We start from the raw sequence: 15,439 nt of genomic DNA, 5'->3' as shown, positions 1-15,439 counted from the left end.
TCAACCAAAGTTAGATTCATGTCCTTAAGGTTTAACGGCATTACGGATCGCTTCCACTTCAGAAGTCTCCATACCCATTGCGTTATCCACCTTAATTTCCTTATTGATCAGCTTCTGCTTCACTTCTTCAATCTTGGTCTGCAGTTCCGCCGGGAATGCTGCCTTGTAGATCTCGTTCTCGGCAATGCCCACGCCGTCTTCAACAAAGCCAAGCACATCGCGTTTACCCATTTCAAGCGTACCGTCCTGCAGCTTCTTCACTGCACCAAGGATGGCAGAATCAATCTTTTTAATCGCAGAAGTAACGATCAGGTTGGCTTTCACACTGTCTGTATCCTTCAGCAGCATCGCCTGGTCAGAATCGACGCCGATGGCATATTTGTTCTTTTCCTTCGCTGCATCGAAGATGCCAAGGCCCGTACCGCCCGCTACGTTGAAGATAATATCCACACCCGAGTTATACTGGATCAGCGACAATTCCTTGCCCTTGGCAGGGTTTACGAAATCTCCGGCATAAGAGACAGCTACCTTCACTTCCGGATCAACATACTGTGCTCCCTGAATGTAACCGACCAGGAAGGCATTGATGCCGGGAATGTCCATTCCGCCCAGGAATCCGATCACATTGTCCTTGTTGGCATTAGGCATATCGGACTGGGTAGCAAGCGCCGCAGCCGCTCCGGCCAGGAAGGAGACCTCATTGGTCGAGTAAGACATATTGTACATATTGGCAGGCGCTTCCTCGATGTCAGTATCATAGTTGATGAATTTTTTATCAGGATTCGCTTCAGCCGTTGCATTGAACATTTCGGTAATTTCCGAGCCGCCGGAGATGACAACATCCCAATCCTCAGCAGCGATATCATTAAAAGTCGGCTCCCATTTCGTCTTGTCAGCGCCCATTTCCACAACCTTCGTTTCCGCGCCAAGCTCGCTTTTCACCTTCTGCAGACCATTGTTCGCCGCATCAAAAAACGACTTGTCCCCCAGCGTCCCTGGAATCAGCAGCACCACCTTGAGCTTGTCCCCCGCAGCCGCGCCGCCTTCCGCATTCGTTCCCGGAGTTGCTGCCGCACCATTTCCATTACCGGATTTGTTGTTTCCGCACGCAGCAACCAGTACCATAACTGCCAGTAACATTAAAGTGAGCATTTTCTTTTTCATTTTCTAAGTTCACACCCCTATTTGTAATAGATCCACCCTGCTGAATAGCATAAAATCCCAATTACACGTTTTGTTGGTCCCTTCGAATCGGGAAGCATGAATAAGCGACTGTTGAAATTCTGAAAATAAGCAATTTACTCTGAAAACCAAACATTTCATGTTACATTTCGCTAAAAAACCGTAAAATATCCGAACAAGATGGCCAGTCCAGTTGAGAATCTTCGGTTTTATTGATAAGATCATATCAAATGAAAACATAAATATTTATATATTTTCGGTCATGTTTTTGTACGATTCGGCTAAATGACGATCAAGGGAGGCTCATCATGGATCGTGTCCTATATATTGTAAATGCAGAACATGAAGCGGGTACCTATATCCCTCCGCACCAGCATGAGTGCTTCGAGCTTGTCTATTACATCCATGGTCAGGGCACCTGCAGCATCGGCCAGCGCAGCTATCACTTCCGGCCCTCTACCTTCGCCCTCATACCGGCAGGCTTCAAGCATGATGAGAATCATCAGCCCAGCCCGGAGGTGCTGTTCGTTGGCTTTCACTGTGGCAATCCGGTGATTAATTCGCTGTCCGGTGTGTTTGATGACGATAAAGAGCACACCGTACTACAGACCCTGCAACGGATGAGCGCCGAGTTCAAGCGCAAACGCGACGGGTTCAGCGAGCTGCTGAATCTGCAAATGAGTGAAATTACCGTCTATCTCCAGCGGCTGCTCAGCGCCTCCGATTTCCATTCCCCGGCAGAGGATCAGATGCAGTATGTGCTCAATTATATGAACGAGCATTACCGCCACAAGCTCTCGGTGGCTTCGCTGGCAGAGATGTCCGGATACAGCTATGACCGCTTCCGGCATTTGTTCAAGGAGCGGTTCATGCACTCCCCTCACCGTTATCTTTTACTAAAACGCCTGGATTATGCCAAGTCGCTCCTCCTGCACAGCCAAATGCATATTTCCGAGGTCTCGGCTGCAGCCGGATTCGTCAACGATGCCCAGTTCTGCAATATGTTCAAACGGGAGATCGGCCTCTCCCCGCGCACCTTCCGCATTCAGAGCAGAGTTTTATAGGAATAGTCCTCCCTGGCACAAGTAGCTTTTGTACACGAATCTTGCATTTGTTCACTGTGCAGGGGTCCAGCCAGTTCACTGTTGTAAGCTTGTTCCACTGTCCTGTTCATAGGCTGGAGCTTATAATCGTACTATGAACATTTAAGACAAAGGACGGTACCCGCAAGAATACACAGTGAGTCAGGGGGGCTACTTGGATGAGACTGAACAAGATCGGCAATCAACGGGCACTGTACAGCAGACTGCTTGTGAGCATAACGCTTTGCGTATCCTTAACCTTTCTGGTCTCCACCATCATTTATTACAACTACTATATCGGCGTAGAAAAGAAACAGACCTTCCAGTCCGATCTCGGCAACCTAACGCAGACCAGCCGGGAGGTCATGAACATGACCGATGCTGCGCAATCGCTTTCTTTTCAAATCTACCGCAACAGCACCATCTCCAAAATCGTGTTCTACGATAAGCCGGACATCTACGATGTCACCGCCGCCATGTCCGAGCTGGGCAACTATCTGAGCTCCATGCCTTATATTGAATCCATCTATGTATATAATCCCAAGGGCGGGCAGCTGTATGTTGCCTCCTCCCATGGCCAGAACGGCGTATATACCGAAAAGGAGCTGGTCGACACCTCCATTCTGGATATCCTGAGCCACTATCAGAACTATAAGGCGTTCACCCCAATTCCCAGGGTCTATTCTAACGGCGCACTGGAGAATGATCAGGTCCGTGCCTACACCTTCCTGTGTCTGGATGCCATCGGCTGGGACCGGGCCATCAATTCGGCAGTGATTGTGAATATTTCGGCTCCGTGGATTAACAAAGAGATCGCCGGCCCGGCGGACTCTACCAGCGCGACCTACATTCTGGACGACCAGTGCGCGTTCCGCTCCAGCAACAGCCTGCAGCCGCAGGAGCTTACCCGGGAAGAAACGGGTTTCATTGAGCAGCGGATCAAAGGCCGGGAGGCCGGATATTTCATCGCGCCCTTTAAGGGGGTCAACTCGCTAATCTCCTATACCTCGCCGGATGATTTAAGCTGGCAGTATGTGCGGATTACGCCTTATGAGATCATTACGAAGCAGACCAACAACATCCGTAACACCACCCTGCTGATTGCAGGTCTTGTGCTCGTGGCCGGCATCGGCCTCTCCTGGATCATGTCCAGAAGCCTCTACCTGCCAATGAACCGGATTGTCAGCGAGATGCATATCCTGGAGACCGAGAAGCGTGACAGCATGTTCATGATCCGGCAAAATACACTGCGGGACCTGATCCTCGGCCTGAAGCCGCTGCAATCCATGCAGCAAGTGGAGAAGCTGCGCCAGCTGGGCATTCATTTCACCTTCAATGATGATTACCGGCTGATCCTGCTGCGGATTGACCGTTACCGGGAGTTCCGGGAAGCCCGCTCTTCTTATCTGCTGGCCTCCAAGTTCGCCATTATGAACATCGCCTCCGAAATTTGCGGCCAGACCTACCGCGTGGAGACTGTGGATATGAACGATGACGGAATTCTGGTGCTGCTGAACATTATCGATCCCGTGGAGTATACGGATACCGGCCTGATCGAGGCCCTGCTCCGGCAGATTCAGCAGGCCTGCTCCGACTATCTGAAGATCAGCCTTACCCTGACCTACAGCCATATTGACCGTAATGCCAGCCAGCTGCATCAGCTCTATCAACAGGTTCGCGAGGCGTCGAATCACCGCCTGTTCTATGGACATGGCTGCATCCTTAATGCCCGGGACATCTGTGCGCTGGATTCAAGCACTTATCATTATCCGGCGGACAAGGAGAAAAAACTGGCGGATGCGCTGCTGAGCGGCAAGCTGACGGACGCCGCCGAACAGTTCAGCGCGATGATCCGCGAGACCGGGGCCTTCCCTTACCAGACCGCGCAGTTAACCGTGTCCAGGCTCAGCGTCACCGTCAGAGAGATCATGAACACTATCCAGAAGCGTAATCGCTTACAAATCGATGGAATGGCTGAGCTGCCTAGCCTGGACGCTATCGAAACGATAGACGAGCTGGAGGAGGCCTTCGCCGCCCTCTTCCATACCCTGCAGGAGCAGCTGGCCGGCAAAAAGAACACCAAGCAGCACGATCTCATCTGCCAGATTAACGCGAAGATCAACGAGGATTACATGAAGCCTCATCTGAGCCTGAACCAGATCGCCGATGAGCTGGATATGTCACCCATCTATATCAGCCGCCTCTACAAGCAGCAAACCATGAACAGCATCGTGGATGTCATTCTGGAGGTGCGGATGCGTGAGGTGTGTGCCCTGCTGGAGAACACCGACCTGCCCGTCACTGCGATAGCCGAGCGCTGCGGCTTCACCAGCAGCTCCTACCTGCACCGGATGTTCAAGCGCAGCTTCGGTACAACGCCTACCGATTACCGGCGGTTGAAGAGTGTGCGGATGAACTAGGATGGGGTTAAACAAACTAGCCTGATCGAAATGTTGCAGAAACTGCAACCTGGAGACCTGAATCCTTAGCTTCTGTGTTAAATTGTTGCACCAAATGCAGCAACTCGCTCAAGTATCCGCTAAACCTGAGCGGAATGCTGCATTCCCTGCAACATTTGCTGCTCAGGTCCCATTTATAAAGTATAATGATGCAATTTGTGCAAGATTTCGTCATGGAGCCGCTTTTGTTTTTGCTTTGGTGGAACACCAAGCCCCTGCCGTTAGCTTTTCTGGTTTAGTGAAGCACCATGCACCTCAGGTGTCACTAACCCGCACATTGTCGAGATACACATATCATCTGAACAAACTCGGCCAGTCGAGATGTTGCAGTTAATGCAACTTGGAGCCCCTATCCTTAGCTATTTAGTTGAATTGTTGCACCAAATGCAGCAACTCGCCCAAGTATCCGTCGAATTCAAGTGAATTGCTGACTTTTCTGCAACAATTCCCACCTGGAGCCAGTTTTAGAGTGTCGAATGTTGCAATTCATGCAGGATTTTAGAAATCGAGCCGTTCCATGCTTTGGTGGAACACCAAGCCCCCGCCGTTAGCTTTCCCGCTTTGGTGGAACACCAAGCCAGTGTTTTGGCACCTTGCATTTGCTCTGTTACGCTTTAGATGTAGAACAACATCAGCCCGTCTCCAAATCCATGGAGACGGGCTTCTGCTCTTCCCTCCTGCCGCAGAGGCCGTAGGGCTGACGCGGCCCTGCAGCTGTGGTCCGGTTGCGCCCAGCGCTTAAACAGCGGAGAAAACGGAATGAATGTGGAGAAGCGGAGCGTTCGCCTTTGTGTCCGGATTTTCACCGCTAAGGTAAAATCAAAAAAATCCGGACACAACAGCGATCGGAACATCATTCCGTTTTCGGAGCGTCCACCCAAGCGCCCAAACGCCCAAGCATCCACCCAAGCTCCCACTGCAGCAAAAACAAGCCCCTAAAGCCATATGGCTCCCGGGGCTCACCTCTCTACTCCAGCAACTCTACTTTAGATTCTTCTCCGCAACATAAGCCTCCCACTGCTTCGTCCACTCCGCCTGAATTTTCTCCAGGCCCGCCTGCTTGGCCTTCTGCATGAAGGTCTCCAGGCCCTTATCCACATCATCTACCAGACCGGCCTCCAGCGGGAACAGATACTGCTTCTCTACCTGCTCAAGCGCAGCCTTCTCTGCCTGATAAGAGCTGTAGTCCTCGGCGAAGCCCAGGAACAGATCCGGCTTCTGGATTTTATCCAGCTCATCAAAGATCGCCTTGACCCCGTCAAAGCCCTTGTCGAACAGCATGAACTCCGGATTTCTCCACGCCCAGCCGTTCATGCCTTCCCGGGTGAAGCCGTTGGAGGTGCTGGTGCCAACAAGCTTGTAGTAGCCATCTTCGACCGTGTAGTTCTTGCCTTCAATGCCGTATTGCGTCAGCTGATTATACCGTTTGTCCAGCACCATCTTCTGATAGAAGGCCAGTGCCCGTTCCGGGTTCTTGCTGCTCTTCGGAATCGCGAATCCGTTGTGAATCGGATGGACCGGAGTCGCATAGCCCGTAGTCAAACCAAACGGAGAATAAGCCATTTCCCAATCCGGGTGAGTCGTGCTGATCTTCATCTTCATATCATTGAACCGGTTAGGGTTATCTCCGAACATACTGGCGGCTTTGCCGGAGGTCATCGGGTCCTGCATCGTATCCTTGATGTTCAGCACGTTCTTCGGAATGAAGCCCTTGTCCGCCCAGCGCTTCATCGTCTTCAGCTCTTCCTTCTGCTCGTCCGAGCCCCAGTAGGAGTAGACGGTTCCCGGGGAGTCATACTTCACACCCATTCCATAAGGCAGCGCGCCAATCATCTTGTTTAGCTCCGTGTAGATGTAGTGCAGGTTATTGCCCACATCGCTGTTCAGGGACATCGGCATCATATCCGGCTCATTTTTGGCAATGCCGTCCATGTAGGCCTCATAGCTGGCCAAGTCCTTGGGCACCGGTAGATTGTATTTCTTGCGCAGATCCTCGCGGTAGACGAACCCGTTGGTGACATACTCCTTGAAGGTCGCCGGAACCGTGTAGATTTTACCGTCAACCTTAACATCCTCCCACATTTGCTCAGGGACGAACTTCTGCAGCTCAGGAGCCGCCTTCGGCAGTAGATCATCCAGTGCCAGGAAGGCACCGCGCTTCGCATAGGATTGATATTGAGTCCAGTCCGCCGTAAAAATCAGATCAATCGCCTGCCCGGAGGACAGCAGCAGCTTATACTTCTGATCCCAGTCCGTCCAGCTGGTGAAGTTGAACTTCACCGTGGCGTTCAGGTCTGCCTCAGCCATTTTGTTGACTTCAGCCTGGATGGCCGGAAGATCCTTAGGAGCATCGCCGAGCATATAGAATTGCAGCTCCACCTTCTTCGAGGTGTCGATCCCGGTATCCGCTGCCTTCGCCGCTCCCTCTGATGCAGCCGGTGTGCCTGCGTTGCCGTCCTTCCCGGCACTGCTGCCCGTGTTGCCATTGCTGTTCCCCCCGCCGCAGCCGGCCAGGAGTGATAGAGCGAGCACCCCCGCTGTAAGCGTAACCACAGATCGTCTGCCTGCTTTCTTTCTCATGAATGAACCCTCCTAGAATTTTTTGTAAGCTCAGATTCCTGATGCCCCTCGTGCTGTTCTCTCCCCGGAAGCATACCGCCCTTGTGTGTGACTCTATGTTAGCCGATATAGCAGCTGTACGGTAAAGGTACAATCTGCCACACGGTTCTAACCTTTGACCGCTCCGATTGTCAGTCCCTTCACGAAATAACGCTGGATGAACGGATACAGGAACAGAATCGGCCCCGTGACCACAATGGCCATCGCCATCTTGGTGGATTCTGTAGGCAGATCACTGCCTAAGCTGACCCCGGTACCCGCGCCCATATTGGCGATGAAGGAGGCCGAATTGATGACATTATACAAATGGAACTGCAGCTGATACTTATGCGGATCATTGATGAACAGCGACGAGGAGAACCAGTCGTTCCAGTAGGCCAGCGCAAGGAAGAGTCCTACCGTAGCAATCCCGGGCATCGAGAGCTGCAGCACAATGCGCCAGTATATTTTGAAATCCCCCGCCCCGTCAATCTTGGCCGATTCGAACAGCTCCTCCGGCACCGCCGAGCGGATGAAATTCTTCATCAGAATAATCAGGAACGGCGTCATCAAGCCGGGAAAAATCAACGCCCCATAAGAATCGGTCAGATGCAGATACTTGGTAATCATAATGTACCAGGGCACCAGCCCCCCGCCGAACAGGGTCGTGAAGTAAATATAGAACGAGAAGGTATTGCGGTATTTGAAATCCTTGCGGGCCAGCACATAACCGGCCATCGTCATGAAGAACAATCCCAGCGTCGTACCAATCACCGTAGTGAACAGCGTCACCCCATACGCCCGCAGCACCTCATCAGGAAAAGTAAATACTGTCTTATAGCCCTCCAGCGAGAACTGCGCCGGGATGAAATGATAACCGTCCTTAATGATGGACTCATTAGCCGTCAAGGATGCTGAAATAATCAGCAGGAACGGAATCAAACAGGCTAAGGAGCCCAGTATAATTACCGTATAAGCTACTCCCTGCAATAGCCTGGTGTACGAGTCGTCTTTGATTTGCATGCTCTTTCTCTCCTTCCGCAGCAGGTTCCGCACAACCTAGAACAAGGCGTAATCGTCATTTATTTTACGGATGATATAGTTGACCGTCATAATCAGGATGAAGCCGAACAGCGATTGATACAGGCCGGCCGCCGTAGCCATCCCGACATCGAAGGTCACCTTGAGCGAGCGGAACACGTACGTATCCAGAATATCCGTTGTATTGTACAGCACCCCGTTATTGCCAATCAGCTGGTAAAAGAGGTCAAACTGCCCCTTCATAATACTCCCCAGAGAGAACAGCAGCAGCATGACAAAGGTCGATTTCAGCATCGGCACCGTGATATACCAGATCCGCTGAAAAATGTGGGCACCGTCAATTTTGGCCGCTTCATAATATTCCTCGCTGATGCCCGTGATGGAGGCCAGGTAGATGACCATGCTGTAGCCGAGATTTTTCCAGAGATAAAAGAGAATAATCAGGAAAATCCAGATGACCGGATTATTATAGACATCCACAGGATTCGCCCCGAATTGCGTCAGTAGCGTGTTGAGGAAACCGTTATCATAATTGAACACATTGTAGACGATAACGCTTAAGATAACGAACGATACGAAGTACGGCAGGAACATGACCGACTGGGTCAGCTTCTTGAACCACTTCACCCGCAGCTCGCTAAGCAGAATCGCACAGATAATCGCCAGCACATTCCCGAGTAAAATAAACGCCAGATTGTAGCCGATCGTATTGAGCGTCAGCTTCACCAGCGTGCCGGACTTCCAGAGAAATTCAAAATTCTTCAGCCCCACGAACGGAGCGTCGAACAGCCCGGAATTGAAATCAAACTGCGTGAATGCATAATAGACCCCGACCATCGGAAAATACGAATTAATTAGAAAGAACAATAGCGTAGGCAGCAGCATCAGGAACAGAATCCGGTTATGGACCAGCTCATGCACGAAGCCCTTCTTCCTTTTCTTACGGGTACCGGAGTCAAGCTGCGGGGACAGCCCGCTTGTTCCCTTCAGGGGAAACTGGGCGACAAGCGGCATACCGGTCTTGCGTTTGCGGTGTCTCAAAGCCTTCACTCTCCTATGCCTATAGATAAGTTGCCGCGTCACTTGGTCCGAAGCCTACGTCCTTGATGGCCCCTATAGCTTCGTTAAGTCCAAGTGTATGACTTGTATGACCTGAGTATAGAAGAAGCCTCCTGCGACTGAACAGTGAAGCTTCGGGATATTCCTGTACTTTACAGCTAACCGCACTGTGCACTTATCATACATTTGTGCAGAAATCGCAGGTTCAACGCAAATAAGCCCCCGGAGTACTCCTTAAGGAGAAGAATCCGGGGGAATTCGGGAGGTCGCGCAGGACCTATCCATAGCCTTACGATTTAAACTTGCCTGTAATAAATTATAGATGATATACTCTGGAAAATGTACTAATTCTCCAACCTAAACTTTCAATATCCAAACTTTTCTTCAGGAGGCCAGCCCATGAACCCGCTTCTGTTCCGCATCCCTCCCCTGCCGCATTATATAGCCAGCGGCCTCAATTACTGCCAGCCCGGCTATAAGCACCGGAGCCGCCAGCAGATCAAGGTATTTGATTTGCTCATTGTCCAGCAGGGCTGCCTGTATCTTGGCGAGGAGGAGCAGCGGTTCACCGTGAAGGCAGGCGATGCCTTGATTCTGCGCCCCGACTGTCACCACTTTGGAACCGAAGGCTGCAGGGAGGAGACGGCCTATCATTGGCTTCACTTCCAGACCTTCCATGACCTGCCTTCCTTATCCGCAGCAGGGTCCGCTTCCGGCAACCCCAACGAGACTACAGGAGAGCTTGCTGCTTCTCTATTCGATATCAGCTCCTTCAATTTGGTGTTATCCCAGTTTGTTAACTTACTTCTGCCGGACAGAGCTTACGGGGTATTGGAGCAGCTCACACAATTGCAGGCCACCGCCCACCTTGAAGCCGTCCGCTTCCGGCAGCAGCTCCTCTTCCAGGATCTCCTGCAGCAGCTGGCCGCTTCTGTGAACCCGGAGCACCGCAGCTCCCAAACCACCCTATGTGCCGAGCAGGCCGCCTCCTATCTCCGCACCCACTACCGTGAAGAGATTACAACCGCCATGCTGGGAGACAGCCTCAACTTCCATCCGGTCTATATTGCCCGCTGCATGAACAAGGTATATGGCTGTTCACCCATGGAGTATCTGCTCCGCTACCGTATCGGGCAGAGCAAGCTGCTGCTGATGCAGACCAGCTTCCCGATTGCCCGGATTGCCGAAGAGGTGGGCTTCAACCAATCCTCCTACTTCAGTTCCACCTTCATGAAGCTGGAGGGGTTGTCGCCGCGGGAGTACCGGCAACGCTTCTCATGAAACAGGCCATCAGCGAAGCATACGCTGATGGCCTGTTTCTATATGATTCTTACACCTCCGGCAATGCCGCCGTCAGTGTGAACTCGAATTCCAGCTGCTGATTAGCTGCGATCCGGTATTCCGGATGCACCGGCGCTCCCCAGCTGTCATCCCCGCCCACACCCATCTGCTGTGCCGCGAGGGTGACAACCGTGTAGTGCACCTTAGGCAGCTCATAAGCATGTGCTGCCTGCTCCAGCTCGAACGCTGTATACGGTGACAGCGTACATTCCAGCGGCTGGCCTGCAGCCGCCTGAACCTGCAGCCCATACCCCCGGCTGTCCGTGATGCTCACCTCACGGACGCCCGTCCGGTTGCCGGATTCCTGCGGCACCAGATACGGTGACGGCAGCTCCGTCACCTTACGCCGGAAGCGGGTGAGCCGCGCTCCATAGGCGCGGTCACTGTAGTTCTCTTCCGGTCCGCGGGCATACCACTCGGAGGCCTCGTAGTCTGCCGACATCCGGAAGGCTACCGCCACAACCGGAACATCCGGCAGGCCGTCTGCCCCGGTGTAGACCATGCGTACACGGACGCTGCCATCGGCATGAACCGTGTACTGAATACTTGCCTTCAGCTCACTGCTGATGCTGAAGGCATAATCGAAGCTGACCGTAGCCCGGTCTGCTTCCGCTTGCAGTCTGACCGCCGTGCACTGGCGGGTCAGACTGGCTGCAAACCAGCCGCCGGCATGGTACCCCAGCGCGGTCCCCTTGTCATTGTCAGTCGTTGCCCGCCAGAACAATGGAGCCGGCGGAGTCGCAATCATCTCGCGCCCCCCGTAACAGAGCGATACCAGGGAGCCTGCCTGCTTGGAGAACAAGGCGGAGAAGCCGCGCCCGGTGACCCCGATGTTCACATCCCCTTCAATCACGCGGAACTCCGCTGCCGCAGGCAACAGCGCCGTTTCTCCGCCTGCTTTTGCCCCGGCCGCTTCTGCGCGAGCTGCTTCAACCCGGAAGACATGCTCTCCATAAGCAGTCTCGAACCCCCGCTCCGCCCATAGCTCGGCTTCCTTCAGCACCAGACCTACAGCCAAAGTGTACTCCCCTGGAACTGCTGACACATCTGGCAATTCTAACGTAATTCTCGCCTCTTCCTGAGCCGCAACCGCAAGCTCCTTCTGCCCCTTGAAAATCTCCCGTCCCTCTTTCAATAACCGGAACTCCAGCAGCAGCCGCCCCGTCCCCTCGAACAGATTCCCGTTGACCACTGTCACCGCATCCCGTTCAGGAACAAGCCGGAGATTCTGGTAGAGGAACTTCACCTCCTGCATCTTCGGCGTGATCGTCCGGTCAGCGAACACAATCCCGTTGCCGCAGAAGCTGTAGTCCGTCGGCCGGTCATCGAAATCTCCGCCATACGCCAGATACTCTTCACCGTAACGGTTCTTGGCTACCAGCGCCTGATCGATGTAATCCCAGATGAAGCCTCCCTGATACAACGGATAACGGCTCTCCAGCTCGATATATTTATGGAGTCCCCCTACCGAATTGCCCATAGCATGCATGTACTCACAGCTGATATATGGCTTCTCCGGCTGATTCTCCAAATATTCTATAATATCTGCAGGCTTGGCATACATCCGGCTCTCCATATCACTGCTGTCATTATATTTGCGGTTATGGAAGACTCCTTCATAATGCACCAGCCGTCCCGGATCAGCCTTGCGGAAGTAATGGGACACCTTCAGAATGACCTCGCCCGCATACGATTCATTGCCGCAGGACCAGATCAGGATCGACGGATGGTTTTTATCGCGCTCCAGCATCGATACTGCCCGGTCCATGACAATCCCCTCCCATTCCGGCTTATCCCCCGGAACGTTCCAGGACGGCTCAACGGCGCCCATTTTCTGCCACGAGCCATGGGATTCCAGATTCATCTCATCAATCACATACACCCCGTATTCATCACACAACTCATACCAGAGTGTCTGATTCGGATAATGCGAGGTCCGCACCGCATTGATATTGTTCTGCTTCAGGATGATGATATCCTTAATCATATCTTCCCGGGAGATGTTCCGGCCCGTGCGGGGGTTGAACTCGTGGCGGTTGACGCCTTTGAACATGATCCGTTTGCCGTTCAGCAGCATCAGCTTGTCCTTCAGCTCGAACGTGCGGAACCCGGCCCGCTGCACAATCGCCTCCACCAGTTCCCCTTCGCCATTACACACAGAGATACAGACGTTATACAGGTACGGATTCTCCGCGCTCCACAGGAACACCTTGCCTGCATCTATACTTAGAGCCGCCTTGCCCGCCACAGCCTGTCCTTCTGCTTTTGCCACCACAACGCCTTCCGCATCCTTCAGCTCCATTCGGATCACAGCTTCGGCCTCTGACGCCATGCGAAGCTCAGCCGTTAACTTGCCTTGCTCATAGGAAGCATCCAGCCCCGCCTGAATTCGCAAATCCTGCACATGCAGCTCAGGGACCGTATACAAATACACCTCGCGAAAAATCCCCGAGAACCGCCAGAAATCCTGATCCTCCAGCCAGCTCCCCGTACAGCGCTGATACACCTCAACCGCCAGCTTGTTGGCTCCTTCCTGCAGATAAGGCGTCAGCTCGAACTCGGCAGGAGTGAAGCTATCTTCGCTGTAGCCGACGAAGTGTCCATTTAACCAGACATAACAAGCCGCCTCTACGCCCTGAAAAGAAATAAACACAGGCCCCTTCTTCCACTCTGCCGGAACCTCGAACATCTTCACATAACTGCCCACCGTATTGCTGCTCACCGGAATGTCTGGCGGGCGTACAGCATCCAGGCCATCCCACGGGTACATGGTGTTGGCATATTGCGGCCTGCCGTATCCCTGAAGCTGGATATGGCCCGGTACCTGAATATCTCCCCAGCCCCTGGTATCGTAATTAGCCTTATAGAAATCCTGCACACGGGCTTCCGCATTCACCGCATAACTGAATTTCCAGTCTCCGTTCAGAGAACGGCGCAGCGCCATCGCTCCTTGCCGCTCCGCTTCCTCCATCGTTCTATAATAGCGGTGGTCCGAATGCGCTTCCAACCGGTTCACCTTAAATACAGATACATCGCTTAGCCAATCCAGACTTGGTTCATTGCCAGACATCATCTTGTCCTCCTTCATCTTCTTGAAGTGAATCTGGTCCTTATTCTACCCAAAGTTGGCCCCGGCTCCAAGTAGCGGATCACAACTTCGGTGCAGATAACTGACTTTTCAGGTGATTTTATGATTTCCGGAGGCTGTCGCTTCATTCTCTAGTGAGGCGAAATAAGCAATCTTATGATCAATCTTCCGGGCAAAGCTCTGAAAGAACTTAATCTTCTCATCGATATGCTGTTTATGCTCCTGCAGCAGCTTGCGCTGATCGGGCAGACGGTCCCTGCCTTCCTGCGAGAGCGCAATGAATTGCTTAATGTCGGCGATAGCCATGCCGGTATCCTTCAGGCAGCAGATTAAAGAGATCAGCTCCAGATCCTCGTCATTGAAGCAGCGGTTGCCGTTGGCATCCCTGCCCACAACCGGCAACACTCCCTCCCGCTCATAGTAACGCAGCGTATATTGGCTTAGTCCGCTTTTTTGTGCTATGGTTTTGATGCTGTAGCCCATCTGTGCAGCTCCTCTCTGTCAGCAAGCGTTGGTTTCCCTTATAACGTACACCAATCGGATGCGATGAACAACTACTCTATCAATCTATTGACTTACACCTAACTCTAAGGTCTAAGCTTAACTCAGAACCTTTCATTTAAGGAGTGAAATATTAATGGTAAAAAGAATTAACGTCGCGAACGGCACACTTGACGTCTCCGAGATTTCTCTGGGTTGTATGCGGATTGCCGATTTATCGCCCCAAGAGGCTGAGGTCCATATCCACAGCGCCCTTGAAGTGGGCATAGACTTTTTTGACCATGCGGATATTTATGCCGGCGGTCAGGCAGAGGAAGTATTCGGCCACGTTCTGGCTGCAAATCCCGGCATGCGCAAACGGCTGATGATTCAGGCCAAATGCGGCATCCGCAACGGCTTCTTCGACTTCTCCAAGGAGCATATTGTCAGTTCAGTAGAGAACAGCCTGAAGCGGCTGCAGACTGATTATGTAGATGTCCTTCTCCTGCACCGTCCCGACACCTTGATGGAGCCGGAGGAAGTAGCCGAAGCCTTCGATAATCTGGAGCGCAGAGGTCTGGTCAAGCATTTTGGCGTCAGTAACCAGAACCCGCTGCAGATTGAGCTGCTGAAAAAAAACGTCAAGCAGCCCCTCCTGTTCAACCAGCTTCAGCTCAGCATTATGGTAACCGGAATGATTGATGCTGGCTTCAACGTCAACATGACGAATGCCGGTTCCGTAGTCCACGATGGCGGTATCCTGGAGTACAGCCGCCTGCACGATATGACCATCCAGCCATGGTCGCCGTTCCAGTACGGCTTCTTCGAGGGCGTATTCCTGGGCAACGAGAAGTTCCCTAAGGTGAACGAAGTCATTAACCGTATCGCCGGGGATAAAGGAGTAGCCGATACTGCGATTGCCATCGCCTGGCTGCTTAGACACCCGGCCAAAATGCAGCCGATTGTCGGCACCACCAACACCGCCCGCCTGCTCGACATCGCTAAGGCCTCTGACATCACCCTCAGCCGCGAGGAATGGTACGAGATTTACCGCGCAGCCGGGAATGTGCTGCCTTAAGGAAAACCTTAACTTTTTGTATGACAAAACC

Annotated in this window: 10 protein-coding genes; 4 read left to right on the top strand and 6 right to left on the bottom strand. The window is 52.7% G+C overall.

Annotated features, from left to right (window positions below):
- Positions 1 to 24: 24 nt before the first annotated feature.
- Positions 25 to 1,140: a BMP family ABC transporter substrate-binding protein gene (locus tag MKX63_RS09475; RefSeq protein ID WP_341016709.1), complete on the bottom strand. Its 1,116-nt coding sequence runs from the start codon at positions 1,138 to 1,140 to the stop codon at positions 25 to 27.
- Positions 1,141 to 1,490: 350 nt separating this feature from the next.
- Here MKX63_RS09475 and MKX63_RS09470 point away from each other — a divergent pair, with 350 nt between their 5' ends.
- Positions 1,491 to 2,246, top strand: a complete 756-nt coding sequence (locus MKX63_RS09470; RefSeq protein ID WP_341016707.1) for an AraC family transcriptional regulator — start codon at positions 1,491 to 1,493, stop codon at positions 2,244 to 2,246.
- A 197-nt stretch (positions 2,247 to 2,443) separates the two neighbouring features.
- Complete coding sequence (locus MKX63_RS09465) at positions 2,444 to 4,684, top strand: AraC family transcriptional regulator (protein WP_341016705.1); 2,241 nt, start codon at positions 2,444 to 2,446, stop codon at positions 4,682 to 4,684.
- Positions 4,685 to 5,704: 1,020 nt separating this feature from the next.
- On the opposite strand, the gene MKX63_RS09460 is transcribed toward MKX63_RS09465, so the two are convergent.
- From MKX63_RS09460 to MKX63_RS09450, 3 genes are all read right to left on the bottom strand, one after another.
- Entirely contained in the window at positions 5,705 to 7,303 is a 1,599-nt protein-coding gene (locus MKX63_RS09460) for an extracellular solute-binding protein (RefSeq protein ID WP_341016703.1), read from the bottom strand.
- Between the two features lie 147 nt (positions 7,304 to 7,450).
- Positions 7,451 to 8,344, bottom strand: coding sequence for a carbohydrate ABC transporter permease (locus MKX63_RS09455; RefSeq protein WP_341016702.1), 894 nt, complete (start codon positions 8,342 to 8,344; stop codon positions 7,451 to 7,453).
- A 36-nt stretch (positions 8,345 to 8,380) separates the two neighbouring features.
- Complete coding sequence (locus tag MKX63_RS09450) at positions 8,381 to 9,247, bottom strand: ABC transporter permease (RefSeq protein ID WP_339314977.1); 867 nt, start codon at positions 9,245 to 9,247, stop codon at positions 8,381 to 8,383.
- A 573-nt stretch (positions 9,248 to 9,820) separates the two neighbouring features.
- Here MKX63_RS09450 and MKX63_RS09445 point away from each other — a divergent pair.
- On the top strand, positions 9,821 to 10,702 hold the full coding sequence (locus MKX63_RS09445; protein ID WP_341016701.1) for a helix-turn-helix transcriptional regulator: 882 nt from the start codon (positions 9,821 to 9,823) through the stop codon (positions 10,700 to 10,702).
- 49 nt (positions 10,703 to 10,751) lie between these two features.
- On the opposite strand, the gene MKX63_RS09440 is transcribed toward MKX63_RS09445, so the two are convergent.
- The gene (locus tag MKX63_RS09440) at positions 10,752 to 13,832 is read right to left on the bottom strand and encodes a glycoside hydrolase family 2 TIM barrel-domain containing protein (RefSeq protein WP_341016700.1); all 3,081 of its coding nucleotides are present in this window, start codon (positions 13,830 to 13,832) and stop codon (positions 10,752 to 10,754) included.
- A 108-nt stretch (positions 13,833 to 13,940) separates the two neighbouring features.
- A complete protein-coding gene (locus MKX63_RS09435) occupies positions 13,941 to 14,333 on the bottom strand; it encodes a MerR family transcriptional regulator (protein WP_341016699.1) in 393 nt (130 codons plus the stop codon).
- Positions 14,334 to 14,487: 154 nt separating this feature from the next.
- On the opposite strand from MKX63_RS09435, the gene MKX63_RS09430 reads away from it, so the two are divergent.
- Positions 14,488 to 15,408: an aldo/keto reductase gene (locus MKX63_RS09430; protein WP_341016698.1), complete on the top strand. Its 921-nt coding sequence runs from the start codon at positions 14,488 to 14,490 to the stop codon at positions 15,406 to 15,408.
- The last annotated feature ends 31 nt before the right edge of the window (positions 15,409 to 15,439 follow it).

The organism is Paenibacillus sp. FSL R7-0179, from assembly GCF_038002265.1.
Classification (GTDB): domain Bacteria; phylum Bacillota; class Bacilli; order Paenibacillales; family Paenibacillaceae; genus Paenibacillus_AQ.
This window is presented reverse-complemented; position numbering and strand designations above follow the sequence as displayed.

Bases quoted from the DNA above. Each gene is read 5' to 3' on its own strand.
- MKX63_RS09475 (WP_341016709.1), bottom strand. From the start codon at position 1,140: ATGTTACTGGCAGTTATGGTACTGGTTGCTGCGTGCGGAAACAACAAA.
- MKX63_RS09470 (WP_341016707.1), top strand. From the start codon at position 1,491: ATGGATCGTGTCCTATATATTGTAAATGCAGAACATGAAGCGGGTACC.
- MKX63_RS09465 (WP_341016705.1), top strand. From the start codon at position 2,444: ATGAGACTGAACAAGATCGGCAATCAACGGGCACTGTACAGCAGACTG.
- MKX63_RS09460 (WP_341016703.1), bottom strand. From the start codon at position 7,303: ATGAGAAAGAAAGCAGGCAGACGATCTGTGGTTACGCTTACAGCGGGG.
- MKX63_RS09455 (WP_341016702.1), bottom strand. From the start codon at position 8,344: ATGCAAATCAAAGACGACTCGTACACCAGGCTATTGCAGGGAGTAGCT.
- MKX63_RS09450 (WP_339314977.1), bottom strand. From the start codon at position 9,247: ATGCTGCTGCCTACGCTATTGTTCTTTCTAATTAATTCGTATTTTCCG.
- MKX63_RS09445 (WP_341016701.1), top strand. From the start codon at position 9,821: ATGAACCCGCTTCTGTTCCGCATCCCTCCCCTGCCGCATTATATAGCC.
- MKX63_RS09440 (WP_341016700.1), bottom strand. From the start codon at position 13,832: ATGTCTGGCAATGAACCAAGTCTGGATTGGCTAAGCGATGTATCTGTA.
- MKX63_RS09435 (WP_341016699.1), bottom strand. From the start codon at position 14,333: ATGGGCTACAGCATCAAAACCATAGCACAAAAAAGCGGACTAAGCCAA.
- MKX63_RS09430 (WP_341016698.1), top strand. From the start codon at position 14,488: ATGGTAAAAAGAATTAACGTCGCGAACGGCACACTTGACGTCTCCGAG.